Consider the following 14,484-nt stretch of genomic DNA (forward strand, 5'->3'; position numbering starts at 1 on the left):
ATGCTTTTCAGCGGATAAAGCTCAAAAAACGGGATTAACTTATGAACAACAGGAAAAGATGTAAAACATCATATTCATTGACATAACTATCGCCCTTTCAAGCTGGTTTAGATTATACGTGGCTTTGGGGATTACGCAAACAATTTGTGCCCTGCCAAGGCAGGGCACACATGTCACAATGCGGGGGCTTCCAGCGCCTGTACCAGGGCCTTGAGGAAGCGTGCCGCCTCACCGCCGGTGCAGGCTCTGTGGTCGAATGTCATCGACAACGGCAGTGCTCTGACCGGGCGCGCCTCCCCATGGATGAACACGACTTTCTCGAACAATTTGCCCGCCCCTATGATGGCTACCTGAGGCGGCGTCACGATCGGGCTGGCATAGCGCCCCGCGATGGCGCCGAAGTTGGTGAGGGTGATGGTCGCCCCCTGCAACATCTCGCGCGGCACGGCGCGCGCCTTCACGTCGGCAATCATTCGATCCAGTCCTTGGCGCAGATCGGCCCCTTCCCGCTCGGCCACGTTTTCCATTACCGGCACGTATAGCCCATGCTTGGAATCCACCGCAATGGCCACGTTGACCTCTCTGAACAGCCGTCTTGACAGAGTGTCGCCATCAAACCAGGCGTTCATGGAGGGTTCGGCCCGACAAGCCACACCGATAGCCTTGATGAGGCGCACCGTGACGTCTTCATCGGGGCGCCAGTGACGCAAGTCCACCTCATCGGTGATGCTGACCGGCACGACCGTTTTGTGGGACAACTCCATCGCCTTGGCCATGGCCCGGCGCGAGCCCTTGAGGAACTCGTTGCCACTGCTCTGCTGGGCCTCGAATGCCTGCTGCACGTCCTGCTCGGTCACCATGCCGGCACTGCCGCTTCCCTTGAGCCGCTCGATATCCAGCCCCAGTTTCTGGGCCAGCAGGCGCACGGCCGGCATGGCCTGCACCAGGGCACCGCCGGGAGCAATGGCTCCCACCACGAAGTGATCCTCGATGTGCTGCTGATGGGCATTGACCTTGCCGACGACGGTGCCGTCATCCTCGCCGCCTTCGAACTCCACCAGCGGCGCACCGATGTGAAGGATGTCCCCCTCGGCACCACACAGCCTGGCGATGACCCCCGCCACTGGCGAAGGTACATCCACCAGCGCCTTGGCCGTCTCTACTGACAACAATACCTGGTCGACGCTCACGGTATCGCCGGCGCAGACCTTCCATTCGACGATCTCGGCTTCGGCCAAGCCTTCACCCAGATCCGGTAATTTGAAAAATTTCATAGCCACTGGTTCTCCATCAGCTGATGAGCCGCATCGGCAATGTCCTGCTCGGTGATGAGGTAGTACTCTTCGTTGCGGTAATAAGGGACGGCGGCGTCCACCCCGGTGAGCCGTCTGGGTGGTGCCTTGAGAGAGGTCAGCGCCTCCTCGGTGACCCGCGCCACGATCTCGGCGCCGACCCCGAAGCTGCCGCACGCTTCGTGCACCACCAGCAGGCGACCGGTCTTGCGTACCGACGCCAGAATGCTCTCCATGTCCAGCGGCTTGATGGTGGCGAGATCCAGCACTTCGCACTGAATATCCTGCTCCGCCAGCAGGTTCGCGGCCCGCATCACCTCCTGGATGCAGGCTCCCCAGGCAACGACCGTGAGGTCACGGCCGGGACGCAGGGTAAAGCAGACATCCAGCGGCAGACCGATGCCGTCATCCACCACATCGGATTTCATCGAGCGATAGATGCGGTCTGGCTCGAAGAACATCACGGGATCCGGGTCGCGAATGGCCGACAACAGCAGGCCATAGGCCCGTTTCGGGCTGGAAGGGATCACCACCCGCAGCCCGGGGATATGGGCGAACAGGGCTTCCACGCTCTCGCTGTGGTGTTCGGGGGAGTGAATGCCGGCGCCGTAGGGGGAGCGGTAGACGATGGGACAGGTGATGCGGCCCCGGGTGCGATTGCGCATCCGCGCCGCCTGGCAGATGATCTGCTCCATGCCCGGGAAGATGAAACCCTGAAACTGGAATTCAGCCACGGGCTTGAGCCCCTGGGTGGCCATCCCGACCGCCACCCCGGCGATCAGCCCCTCGGCCAGCGGGGTATCGATCACCCGCTTGAAACCGAACTTGTCGCGCAGGCCCACGGTGGCGCGAAACACCCCGCCGTTGACCCCCACATCCTCGCCGAGCACCACCACGTCCGGGTCCCGCTCCATCTCGTGATGCAACGCCAGATTGACGGCCTCGAGCAACGTCATATCACTCATGCTTCCTCCCCGCTGTGCTGCTGCATGCCCTTGGCGATGATGCGCTGGCGCTGCGTGCGGTAATCCTTCGGCAACTCGGCAAACTGATAATCGAGCAAGGTTTCCGGCGCCTGCGCCGCCGTGTTTTCATACACGGCCACGGCGCGTTCGACCTCGCGGGCCGCCTCGGCCAGCAATGCCTGCTCCTGCTGCTCGTCCCACCAGCCCTGTTCAAACATGAACTGGCGCAGCCGCTTGACCGGCTCCTTGGCCCAGGCGGCCTCCACCTCGCCCGCTTCCCGATAACGGGTCGCATCGTCGGCCGTGGTGTGATCCCCAAGCCGATAGCTGACCGCCTCGATCAGGGTCGGTCCCTTGCCGCTGCGGGCGCGCTCGACGGCGCTGCGGGTGGCCTCATAGACGGCGACCACGTCGTTGCCGTCCACCTGAATGCTGCGCACGCCGGCCCCTATGCCCTTCTGGGCCAGGGTGGGGGCGCTCGACTGCAGCTTGCGCGGCACCGAGATGGCCCACTGGTTGTTGTTGATGATCATCACCATGGGCAGGTGCCAGACACCGGCACAGTTGAGCCCCTCCAGGAAGTCGCCCTTGGAGGTGCCGCCATCGCCGATGGTCACCACGGCGACCCTGGGCTGATTGCGCAGTTTGAAGGCCGCGGCGATGCCGGCGGCATGGGTGATCTGGGTGGCGATGGGCACGCAGATGGGCAGGTCCTCGGAGAGTTCGCCATCCGCCTTGTAAAAGACGCTGCCACGCTCGTCCCCGCCCCAGTACTGCAGGTTTTTCTCCATGGGCACGCCCCGTACATAGAGGGTGGGCATGTCCCGGTAGTAGGGCACATAGACATCCTGCGGCTGCATGGCGAGCCCGACTCCTATCCCGACCGCCTCGGCGCCCAGGTGGGAGGGAAACGTACCAAGCTTGCCGGTTCGCTGCAGCGCGATCGCTTTCTTGTCATAGCTGCGCACCATCACCATGTTGCGGTAGAAGGTGTGCAGTATCGCCTTGTCCAACCAGGTCGGTAGTGTGGCGACCGGGCGCCCTTCCTCATCGAGGTAACGAAGGAAAGGGATGTCGACATGGGTCATAACTGGCTCCTTGCCGTTGTCAACGTCACCACCATGAGGTGACTCTTTGAATGTAAATAGATTGTTAATCAAAGGGCAATGGAATTTAGCCAGGTAAGACCAGTAGAAACTTCTTTAATTTCAGAAAGAAGCTGGATTTTTCGGCTGAGAGAAAACGAAACAGGGAGCCGCATCGGGCTCCCTGTCAGGATGAGGACGGGATCGCTCAAGGCTCCCGAAAAGGGCTGCACACCCGGCAATGCAGGTGGCAGCCTGCCATTGCCATCAAAAGTGGCGCCGGGTTACTCCCACAGCCGGGTCGGCACCACCAGCAACACGGTACGCTGGCCGATGGCCACGTTGGCGTTGGGGAACACCACCGCCTCCCGCGGTTTCTCTACCGTGTAGCGCAGCTCGCCATCCTCGGCCAGCACGAAACCCTGGGGAAATTCGGTGAAATTGTCCACATCGCTGGCAAACAGGAAACGAAACTGCTCCGAGCGCTTGTTGATCACCCGGTCGATGGCAAAGATGGTGAAGTCATCCGCCCGCCAGGGCTCCAGCACTACCTCGTCCCGGGTCACCAGATCCTGCAGCGCCTGCCGGGTTTCGATGAAACGGGTCATGTCGTTCTCGCCAAACGGGCGAACCTTGCCCAGCTCCACCGTGAAGGCGTGAGCACCGTGGCGGTGGGAGCTGTAATAGCTGAAGGTGGTGGTGGGGCCGCTGGAGAGCAGAATGGTGCGCACGCCGCAGGCACCGAGAAACTGCACCTGCTCCTTGCAATGGGGCCGCTCATGGGGGAAGGGATAGACGGCAAACTTCTCGTGGCGCGAGCCGCGAATGGCTGTGTGCAGATCGTAGTGGTAGCGCGGTCTGGCCGGATCGGCAAAGAAGCGGCTCACATACTGCTCGAGGCGCATGGCGCGGATCCGCTCCTGGTTGCACAGCCCCTCCCCCTTGCTGTGAGCGCCGGAGAAGAGCCGGTTCATGTTCTCCTCCACTTCGCGCACGCCCAGGTTCATGGCCGCCGGGTTGCCGAACAGGAACAGCACCCGGTGACGGGCCCTGAGCTCGCCACTGAGCAGACGGCTCAGCAGCTGGTTGCAGATCTCGATGGGGGCCGTCTCGTTGCCGTGGATGCCGCAGGAGAGCACGATATCCTTGCGCCCGCCCGGCAGCTCGCCGGCACCGCTGGCAGGCTCCAGGCAGAGCACCCCCGTATCCCACACACTCGCGCGAGCACCATCCGGCAGATCAAACGAGAACGGCTCAAGCTGCCACTCGTGGTGGCGAGTCAGGGCCAAAAAGTCATGCTGGGGAATCATCCATCTCACCCTTATTGTCAGGAACGCTTGGCCGGATTATACGCAAGGCCCTCGGGCTTAAAATCAATTTTTAAACAAATTCAAACAGTAATGTTACAAGTGTGGGAGGGAGGAACAGCACGGGGGAACAAAAGGGGGCGACGACAGGGCGTGAGAGAGGGAAACGGGTACAACGAAGAGAACGGGCCCAGGCAAACGGGGCTGTAGTCACGCCATGGCGGCGCTGGCTGGCAACAGTGAGTCAGCAGTAAAACGAGGCATCCTTGCCAGGCAGATCAACCACGCCAGAATGGCTTGGTGGTCTCTTGATAACGATCGGCTTCGTTCAGACCGATGTCCTTGAGCAGGTACTCGGGCAGCTCGGAGAGCTGGCGACGGCTGCGGCTGCGTTCCAGCCAGGTCAGTACGGTCATTTTGACGCGAGCAGCCAGATTCAGTTGGCTGGAATGCTGGTAACCGGCTTCGGTATAAGTCATGTTGGCCATGATGTGGCTCCTCTTTACGATGTCTGCGCGGGGTGCGAATTTGTTGCGCAAAGCTTAGTCAGGGGGGGTAGCCGACTCAATTGACGAATTTTGATAGCAGACATTATTAAAACTAATGGTTGATGTCGTCATGGGTTTGAAACTAACACATTGATTAATAACAACTTAATCATCTTTCCTTCTGTGCAGGATAGCCTGCAGCATATTCTCCTGCATGGATCCCTTCTAACTATGCAGTTTCCTCTACTGGCTATGCATTCACTGTGGGCACAAGCAAGACGGGCAACCTGACTTTTACATTCAGTTGTTAACCAAGAGATCTTTTATTGATCCTTTATTAACAGTCAGATACAAAGTCTTTACCTTTGAATGGCTCCTATCTTTTGTCCCTCTCCAACCCCCAGGAACGCAGGCACTTGGCACCCATACCGCAGGCTGATATGGTTATTTATACAGTGCTTTCACAGCCCTACGATCAACCCGTTCACCAGGGCTGACAGAGGCAAACACAGGACATGCCGATGGAGACATTTACCCCCACAGCCGCCTTGCGCCAGCAGATGGAGCGGCTTGAACAGGCGCTGGACAACCTGGCCGCGCAGCTGGAACAGCTTGAGTTGCTGGAGGCCCACGTCTATCCCCTGCCCGCCGTACCGCAAGGGCAGGAGCATGAGCCCATCGAGCAGATCAAGGTGGGCTATCTGGGCGAGAAGGCCGCACTGGCCGCGACCCTCAGCGCCTATCGGGATCACAGCGCCCGCCCCGGTTGCTCCACCAAGGCCACCCACCGCCTGCCGGGCTGGCTGCGCTTTCCTGCCGCCTGTGCCCCCCTGCTGCGGCCGCTGATCGACGAGGTCAACGGGTGCAAGCTCGCCTTCAAGGCGCTGGTACAGCAGGCAGGCGGGCGGGATGAGAAGTTCGAGCTGGTGCACAGGGCGCTGCCCGGGGTCATTACCCTGCAGGTCTATCGCAAGCTGACTTGGCTTCAGGGAGAGCTGCATTCGCTCGGCTTCACCTGGGCTGACAAGCAGAGCATCAGCCGGCTCAGCCGGGAACAGGTACTGGAGATGCTGGAGCGCAGCCGCCGCTATATCCCGGCGCTATCGAACAACGAGGAGTGGAGCAAGATGGTGGATCAGGAGGTGTACGACATCCGCCGCCTGCCTGCGGACGCAGAGCTCAGGATCCGCCGGCCGGTCAAAACCCACCCGATGATCAACCTGCTCTGGCAGGACCGGGAGCCTCGCAAGCAGCAGCTCAAGGCGAGCCTGCCCCTGCTGCTCTGCTCGGACACCCAGCCCGCCGTCACCCACCTTGGCCACTACCCGCCCAAGCTGCGCCAGGCCCGGCGGGATCGCAAGATTGGCGGCGAGCCCATCATAGAGCGGCTGCATCTCTACCTCTATCAGGGATAACCGGCCCGAGCGGCTGTGTAGCCTCGCCCAGGCGTCACGTGCGCCACACGGCACGAGCCAAACAACAAGGGGAGCATCATTGGATGCTCCCCTTGTCTGTTGCCCGAGCCAGCTGATCGCGGTCAGCTCATCAGCAGGGCCCGCAGGCTCTCCACATCCAGCCCACGCACTTCCGACTGGCCGCTCAGCAGGCCGTCGGCCAGCGCCCGCTTCTCATCGTGCAGAGCGACGATCTTCTCCTCCACCGTCTGCTCGCACACCAGCCGATAAACGGTCACCGGCTGGGTCTGCCCCATGCGGTGGGCCCGATCGCTCGCCTGATCTTCCACCGCCGGGTTCCACCAGGGGTCCAGGTGCAAGACGGTATCGGCCTGGGTCAGGTTGAGGCCAGTGCCCCCCGCCTTGAGACTGATCAGAAACAGCGGCACCGCCTCGTGGCGAAAACGCAGGATGGACTCCTGCCGCGCCTTGGCGGAACAGCCCCCGTCCAGATAGCAGTAGTCCCACTGCTGCTGCTCGATGCGGGCCCGCAACAGGCTCAGCAGATCGACGAACTGACTAAACACCAGCACCCGATGACCATTGCCGATGGCCTCCTCCAGCAGCGCCATCGCCTCGTCCAGCTTGCTGCTGGCCTGGGACCACTCGGGCATCACCAGCTGGGGCGAGCAGCAGAGCCGGCGCAGCCGGGTCAGCCCGCTCAGCACGTGCATCAAGGCGCGGCCATCGGCACTCTGCACCTGCTGCACCACTTCGCGCCGGGTCGCCTCGTAGAGCTGACGCTCCTCGGGAGAGAGGCTGATGTGGTGAATGATCTCGGTCTTGTCCGGCAGCTCGGTCAACACCTCCTGCTTGAGACGGCGCAGGATGAAGGGGCTGATCACCGCCCGCAGCAGCGCCATATGCTGGGGATCTTTCACCGCCTTGCCGAAGCGGCGCTTGAACTCGCCCAGGCTGCCGAGCAGGCCGGGGTTGATGAAGGTGAACAGGCTCCACAGCTCCCCCAGGTGGTTCTCGATGGGCGTGCCGGAGAGGGCGAGCCGAAAATCGCCGTCCAGCTGGAACAGCAACTTGGCCCGCTGGGTGCCGGCATTTTTGATCTGCTGCGCCTCATCCAGCACCATGGAGGACCAGCGACGGGCCTTGAGCGCCTCCGCCAGACTGCCGAGCATGCCGTAGTTGAGCAGGATTATCTGGCCCGCCTTGGCTTCGCGGATCATCCCTTCCCGCTCGGACGGGTTGTCAAACACCACCACCTCCAGCTCGGGAGCGAAGCGCGCGACCTCCTCCTGCCAGTTGGTGACCACTGACTTGGGTACCACCACCAGCGCCGGGCCCAGATGCTGGCGCATGCGCAGCACGATTAGCGCCTGCAGCGTCTTGCCAAGGCCCATGTCATCGGCCAGACAGGCGCCAAAGCCGTGGTGGGCCAGGGTCGCCAGCCAGCGTACCCCCTCCTTCTGATAATCCCGCAGCGGCCCCATCAGCTCGGCCGGACACTCCACCTCCTGCTGCCACTCCTGTTGCAGGGAGTGCCAGGCGGCATCCCCCTCGGTGGTGATGACGGAGAGCAGGCGGGTCAGCGGGTAGGCCAGCTTGTGATTGATGCGCTGCTCTTCGTCGAGCATGGCGCCCAGCATGGTGAGCCGCTCCACCAGCTTGTCGCTCAACATCAGGCTGGTCTTCTCATCCAGCTGAACTGTGCGTTGACCCGGGGTCAGCTGGCGCAGGATGAGGCGCAGGTCGAGGATCTGGAGCTCATCAAGCGAGAGCGCCCCCTCCACCTGGAACCAATCCTGGCGCCGCTCGATCCGCAGGCTCAGGGCGGCTTCATCGAGGCTCTTCAGACGCGCGCTGTCCTGATGCCAGTGAATGACCACGCCGGCATCCACCAGCTCCGGCAGGGCATTGACCAGCGCGAGTGCCTGCTCTCCTTCGAGGCGCCACTCGCTGCCGGGCAACTCGATGGGCAACTGGTTGCGCAGCCGCTGGGCCTCGCCCTTCTCGGCCGCCAAGTCCCGCAGCCAGTAGTGATAATCCTTGATCCCCTGGCGCACGATGGCCTCGCCCTTGCCAAGGGGTTGCGGTGGCAAGTCGTCGAACCGGGTCACCAGCCGGACCGCCAGCTGGCCATCCTGCCAGTCGAGCTGAACCGAGGCCACACCGGGCCAGGGAGCCAGCTCAGCATTGCCATGCAGGCCCGCCACCTGGCTGTGCCAAGGCAGCCCCGCAATGGCGTCAAGGGTATGCTGCAGTTCCGCCAGCCCCTCGGCCGGCAGCAGCGGAATGGCCTCCAGCGCAGGCAGCCGATCGAGCAGCGGCTGCGGGGTGAGGATGAGTTGCCACAGATCCTGCGCCAGCGGCAGTATGTGGGCCCCTCGCGCCGCGGCAGCCGGGCTCAGCACGGCGCTCATGCCCTGCTCGGTGGCCACTATCTGCAGCAAGGGTGCCGTGATGGCCAGCTGCAGCTTCTGTCCTCTGGCATTGAACAGGCGGGAATGGTTGGCAAGTGGGGCCCACACCTCGCGCGGCAATCGTCCCAGCGTGCGTGGCAGCGTGCGGACCAGCGCCCAGTCCTCTTCGTCGAGCAAGTTGGCGTACTGGGTGGAGAGCAGGGTGGGATCGACCCGGCGACCGGCTGTCCACTCCCCCTTAGTGCTCTGTTTCTGGATCTTGCACTCGAGCTCGGGCCCTTCCGCATGCAGCAGCCAGACCAGCCGCTCCTGCGGCTTGCGTACGCCGCTGGCGCGCCCCAACCCCTGCAGCCAGTTGAGCCAGCTGGCCGAGGCGGGCGTCTTGTCCTCTGAGTCCTGCTCGTCGGCTTCCTGCTCGCCGCTGGCGGCGCGCAGTTGCTGCAGCGGCTGCTGCTGCGCCCCCTGCCCCAGCAACAGCCGCAGCAGATCCTGACAGAAGGCCATCAACCGGTGGCGGGGCGCGGCATCCAGTACGTGGGAGAGATCCCATTTGTGCAGGATGGCCACCTGGGGGCTCTGCTCCCCATGCCGGGCAAGGGCGCAGAGATCGAGCCAGAGGTAGCCCCAGTGCAGCTCTTCCGGCGGCAATTGCAGGGTATCGAACAGCCCGACCGCCTGGCCGTGGCGATCACCCGCCCACTGCCCCAGCAGATCCGCCAGCAGCGGAAACTGGTTGGCCAGGCTGCGCTGCCACTTCTTGCGCTGCTCGCTGGCGAGTACGGGATCGGCCTGCTGCAACCAACCTAGCCAGAGCAAGGCACTGAAGGTCAGTGGCCACTTACCCTGCCCATCCTCTTGCCCTTCCTGCGCCTGCCAAGCCCCAAGCGCTGCCAGCAGGCGCTCGGCCAGGGGCTGCTCTCCCCCCTGCTCCGCCAGTTGTTGCAGGGCGGGCCAGTGAGTGTTTGCTTTCCCGCTCAGCTCGCCACAGAGCCACTGCCACTCGGCCGCAAAACCATCGCTCAGCCTGGCCAGCTCGGCGGCGCACTCGCCGGCCGCCTGGGCCAGCGGCCACTGCTCATGGGGCTCGGCATCCAGCAAGGTCTGCAGGGCGAAGTGCTGCAGCAGCAGCCGTTGCCACTGGGGGCTCGAGCCTGTCAGCAACCGGTGGGCATCGGGCAGATCGAGCAGGCTCAGCAGATCAGCCGCCAGATAGTAAGCAGGCACTTGCCCGGCCTCCCCCAGACAGAGCTCACGCACCAGCGCCTGTGCCATCTCCTGGCCGGTGACCGACGGCACCCGCGCCCAGTTGGGCATGGGACAATCGCCGCGGCGCACCGCCAGGATCAACGCCAGGGTTCCCTCTGCCGTCAGACTCCACTGTTGTTCCCCACGCATCCGCACCAACCCCAGCAGTTGCAACTGACTCAACTTGTCGAGCAGGGCCTGCCCAAGCGGCAGCTGTTCTTGCAAATAGCGGGTACTGGCGGTGCGCTGCAACTGCAGCTCACCGAGCAGGGCATAACAATCTGAAGAGAGAGTGGACGCAGACATCGAGACTCACGGGCAGGTGCAAAAGCGGAATTTTAACGGGAAAGCGACGGCGGCTCGACCCTTAACGACGAAATAACGCAAAAAAGCTGCGGCATCCCCGTCAGGGGCGGGCTTGGGGCAAGGTGAGGCCATGGGGTTCACCGGATGGAAATGACAGAAAAAGCGCACAAAAAAAGGCGCCTCGGCGCCTCTTGATGGACATATTGCCAGCGCGTCAGCCTTCCAGCTGCGCCAGACGCTCGGCCAGCAGCTGCAGTTGCGCCTTGAGGCGCTCGACCTCCTCCTCCAGCGCCGTCAGTCGATCCGCCGCGGGCGAGGCATAACTGCTGGCGGGGGCCGCCTCGGCCAGCGCCTGCAGATCCACCTCGCCACTGAACAGGTGGGCATACCGGGACTCGCGCTTGCCCGGCTCGCGCGGCAGCTTGACCACGTAGGGCCCCTGTTCGGCGAGCTTGGCCAATACGGCATCGACCTGGGTCACGTCGTCGAAGCTGCACAGGCGGTTGGTGCGCGAGCGCAGCTCTCCCGGCGTCTGCGGGCCACGCAGCAAGAGTTCGCAGATAATGCCGAGCTCCTGGGCGGTGAACTTCAGCTCGCCGAACTCGGTGTTGCAGAAGCGGTGCTGGTAGCGGGGAACCCGGGCATTGAAGCCGGCGGTATTGACCACCAGCCGCTTGCGGATCAGCTCATCCACCACGGCCCGGATGTCGAGCTCGGACAGCTCCAGCACCGGCTCGCGGTTGCTCTTCTGGTTGCAGGCATTGACCAGCGCATTGAGAGAGAGGGGGTATTGATCCGGGGTGCAGATCTCTTTTTCGATCAGACAGCCGATCACGCGGGCCTCCAACGGGCCAAGCACTAACTCCATTTCATACTCCCTACTAAACAAGACGTTGAGGCCACTATCTTAGCCATGGCGCCTCTGCCGTCCAGCAGCGGCCGCCATTTTTGCGAGGCGATGGGGCAGTTGATGAAACATCGCGCAGCCTGCCGGCCCCACATGGCCTCGACAGCCGCTATCAGGCCGAGGGTTTGCGTTCCAGCGCCGTGGCCACGGAGGTGGCGGCCGAGCCGGTCAGCAAGGGATCACCCGGATAGAGCGCCAGCGCCTCGCGGCGCAGTGCCCGAGCCTCCTCTTTGCGTCCCAGCGCATCCAGAGCGATCACCATGTTGGCGTAGATGTTGGCTCTCGGCGTGTGGCGCACAAACGCCTGACCCCACTCGAGATACGCCTCCAGCTCTGCGTGATTGTTGGCCTGCAAGCCAACCATCAGCCGCACCGAGTTGACGTCAAACTCGACCCGGGTCAACCAGGCCATGGGATTGACGACGTCGAGCAGCAGGGTCGGCTCCTTGTAGCCGCCGCGCTCGTACTTGGTCACCACCCAGGCGGTATGAATGGCGGTCAGCATGAAGGGTACCACCAGCAAGGGAATGATGATGGCCACGAAGCGCAGCAACAACCAGGGGCGATAGACATACTCGCGCCAGCTGGCACGGCCCGAGGCTTGCAGCCCCTCCTCCACTTCCGCATCCAGCACATACACCAGCAGCAGCAGGGCCCACCACAGGGCGATGGCGTGATAAAGCGGATACTCGGTCTGGGTGTGCAGCAGGATGGGGGTCACCAGCGCCAGCAGCGCCGCCCCCTTGACCCAACCGGCCTTGCTCACGCGCCACAACAGAGCGCCGCCCATCAGCACCATGCCGATCATGGGAGCCAGCCCCCCTTCCACCGCCCAGTAGAGAAACTCGTTGTGGGGGTGATCGAGGTTGTATTCAATCTGTACCATGGCCGGGTTCAGCGCCTTGTCAGCCATGTAGTGGTGCAAAAAGGTGGTTTCAAAGCTGCCGTAACCCCAACCAACCCAGGGAGACTGGGCAATCAGCTTAGCGGCGTAGGGCCAGTAGATGGAGCGCATGCCGCCGGACTGATAGGCCTCCAGCCCACGTTTGACACCGCTGATCCCGTACTGGGAGGCGATCCCCAGCCCGACACCGAGTGCAACCAGTCCCAGTACCTGCGCCAGCCGCCGCTGACGATGCAATGCGGGCACGAGCAAGAGCAGCGCCAGCAGGCTCCCCAACTGACCCACCCGGGATTGCAGCGCCACCAGCAGCAGACTGGCCGCCAGGATCACCCCATAGCGCAGCCCCTTGAGCCAGGGGTTGGCATTACCGCGTAGCTCCAGCCAGCTGGCCAGCACAAGCCCGGTCGCCATGAAGGTCGCCATCACATTGGGCTGTTGAAAGATGCCGTAGGGGCGATTGGCTCGGGTGTCATACCCCAGCCAGTTACCCGGGATCAGCAGATAGTACTGCACCAGACCCAGCAGCGCCTCGATGGCCACCGCGCCCAGCAGCAGATAGAGCAGCCGGTCACGAGACGCCCGCACCAGCTGCCACTGGTAGAGACAGAACAGAAACAGCAGACCGGCAAACAGCCCCAGCAAACGGGGAATCGCATAGTCTTTCAGGTCAAAGCCGGGATAGGCCATGGGCAGCAGCAGCAGCAACGCCCCCAGCCAGAGGCAGCCCTGCAAAGAGGAGAACACCAGCCGCTGCTGCAGCGTCACCTGCCACAGCCCCAGACCGATGACCAGGCTGGCGAAGATCCAGCCCCAGGCATTGAACGGCAGATAGAGCCCGGCTCCACCGGGGTTGTGCATGAAAAAATGCATGCCCAGCAGCCAGTACAGAGCACAGACGGCAGCAAAGAGACCCTTATTGCTCATCTTCCTTGATCCCCTTTATGTTGTTGAGCCGTGTTCAGAAGTCAGCGGCGTGACGAAAATACCGAAAAAAAGGGGGGCCATAGCCCCCCGTTCCTTATTTCATCTGGTCATCATACCTGCTCTGGCCGGCGAAAAGCATGTCGTACTAGAACCACACCGACCCCCAGCATGCCACCGAGCAAGGTGGCCAGCACGACCACCAGAGGGCGCTTGGGTTTGTCGCGGCTAAGGGGCTCGCTTGGGGAGGCGGAGTAGGTAAAAGACTGGAATGATTGCTGCCCAAGCTTGACGGCCTTCAGACTGTTGAGTTGCAGACGTAAACCGCTCAAGACAGGATTCAGAAGTTCGAGATTCTTGATCTCCTTCAATACGATGAGTTTCTCGGCAAGGGCACGGGAACCCCATTCGATATTAAATCCATCACGCACATTGAGGTTCTCGACCGGGGTATCAATACCGGCTGCACGGCTGATACGCAGACTATATTCTGTACGCTCAACATCATCCTGCAACTGTGTCAGGGTATCGCTCTTGATGCTGTCATACTGGGACAACAGGATCTTGATCCGGTTTTGCCAGATGGTCTCCAGCGCCTTGCTCTTCGCTGCAATCTCTCCCTGCTGAATGAAAGCAATGTACTGTTCCAGCCGTTGCAGCGCATCAGCGGCCGTCGCAGCCCCAAAAGCAAGGGTGATATTGCCACTCGATGCATCCAACGCGGTCGCACTGATCCCGTCAACCATTTTCCTGAGCAGGGCACGTTTCCCTTTATCGTCAGCTATGCCGGATGCAGCTGCATCCATATCCAGATAGCCCTTTTCTATCAGAAACTGGCGTTTGTTGTTAAAGCTGTTGAAATTGCTAACGAAATCGCCATAAAGAGCACCTTTCTCAAAGGGGCTAAACACGGCGGCAGGTATCTGAGCGTTAATCAACTGATTGACACTGAGTTCAAGCGATTCCACTTCTTGCAGTGAAGGAGGTTTTATCTGGGCTTGGCTGACCCAGACCTGCGGGGCCAACAAGGCATAACCAATCCCGGCCACAGCAAATACTGCGGTGATCAGCAGGATCTGTATCTTCTGACGCCACAGCACCAGAAACAATTCATGTAAATCAATCTCATTACCAGAAGTGGCCTGCCAACCCTGCGGCAACTTCCTATCCAAGTCATCTAATTGCTGTTTGTTCATGTTGAGCTCTGAATATGAAAGACTTCCAGTAAAGACACA

At 61.9% G+C, this 14,484-nt stretch carries 10 protein-coding genes; 1 reads left to right on the forward strand and 9 read right to left on the reverse strand.

Translation table 11 applies throughout. The annotated features are described in order from the left end of the window. Positions 1-173: 173 nt before the first annotated feature. From E5E96_RS22275 to E5E96_RS22295, 5 genes are all read right to left on the reverse strand, one after another. The gene (locus E5E96_RS22275; RefSeq protein WP_171283175.1) at positions 174-1,274 is read right to left on the reverse strand and encodes a dihydrolipoamide acetyltransferase family protein; all 1,101 of its coding nucleotides are present in this window, start codon (positions 1,272-1,274) and stop codon (positions 174-176) included. Next, positions 1,271-2,257, reverse strand: coding sequence for an alpha-ketoacid dehydrogenase subunit beta (locus tag E5E96_RS22280; RefSeq protein ID WP_005302805.1), 987 nt, complete (start codon positions 2,255-2,257; stop codon positions 1,271-1,273). Before E5E96_RS22280 ends, E5E96_RS22275 begins: the two co-directional genes overlap by 4 nt. After that, a complete protein-coding gene (gene pdhA, locus E5E96_RS22285) occupies positions 2,254-3,345 on the reverse strand; it encodes a pyruvate dehydrogenase (acetyl-transferring) E1 component subunit alpha (protein WP_171283176.1) in 1,092 nt (363 codons plus the stop codon). The genes E5E96_RS22280 and pdhA overlap by 4 nt, the downstream gene beginning before the upstream one ends. Positions 3,346-3,626: 281 nt before the next feature. Then, the gene (gene astE / locus E5E96_RS22290; RefSeq protein ID WP_171283177.1) at positions 3,627-4,652 is read right to left on the reverse strand and encodes a succinylglutamate desuccinylase; all 1,026 of its coding nucleotides are present in this window, start codon (positions 4,650-4,652) and stop codon (positions 3,627-3,629) included. Between the two features lie 275 nt (positions 4,653-4,927). Continuing rightward, positions 4,928-5,137 carry a DUF1127 domain-containing protein gene (locus E5E96_RS22295; protein ID WP_011706670.1) on the reverse strand — a complete coding sequence of 70 codons (210 nt, stop codon included), beginning with the start codon at positions 5,135-5,137 and terminating at the stop codon, positions 4,928-4,930. Between the two features lie 521 nt (positions 5,138-5,658). Between E5E96_RS22295 and E5E96_RS22300 the strand changes: the two genes are divergently transcribed. After that, complete coding sequence (locus tag E5E96_RS22300; protein WP_102988352.1) at positions 5,659-6,552, forward strand: DNA replication terminus site-binding protein; 894 nt, start codon at positions 5,659-5,661, stop codon at positions 6,550-6,552. A gap of 122 nt (positions 6,553-6,674) precedes the next feature. On the opposite strand, the gene E5E96_RS22305 is transcribed toward E5E96_RS22300, so the two are convergent. The 4 genes from E5E96_RS22305 to E5E96_RS22320 form a co-directional block, all read right to left on the reverse strand. After that, a complete protein-coding gene (locus E5E96_RS22305; protein WP_171283178.1) occupies positions 6,675-10,517 on the reverse strand; it encodes a DEAD/DEAH box helicase in 3,843 nt (1,280 codons plus the stop codon). A 214-nt stretch (positions 10,518-10,731) separates the two neighbouring features. Continuing rightward, positions 10,732-11,385 carry a YceH family protein gene (locus tag E5E96_RS22310; RefSeq protein WP_029304004.1) on the reverse strand — a complete coding sequence of 218 codons (654 nt, stop codon included), beginning with the start codon at positions 11,383-11,385 and terminating at the stop codon, positions 10,732-10,734. Positions 11,386-11,536: 151 nt separating this feature from the next. Next, entirely contained in the window at positions 11,537-13,252 is a 1,716-nt protein-coding gene (locus E5E96_RS22315) for a PglL family O-oligosaccharyltransferase (RefSeq protein WP_171283179.1), read from the reverse strand. A 110-nt stretch (positions 13,253-13,362) separates the two neighbouring features. Beyond that, a complete protein-coding gene (locus E5E96_RS22320) occupies positions 13,363-14,445 on the reverse strand; it encodes an LPS O-antigen chain length determinant protein WzzB (protein ID WP_253264686.1) in 1,083 nt (360 codons plus the stop codon). Positions 14,446-14,484: the final 39 nt, after the last annotated feature.

Origin of the sequence: Aeromonas sp. 1805, from assembly GCF_013085525.1 — a bacterium.
Lineage (GTDB): Bacteria > Pseudomonadota > Gammaproteobacteria > Enterobacterales > Aeromonadaceae > Aeromonas > Aeromonas hydrophila.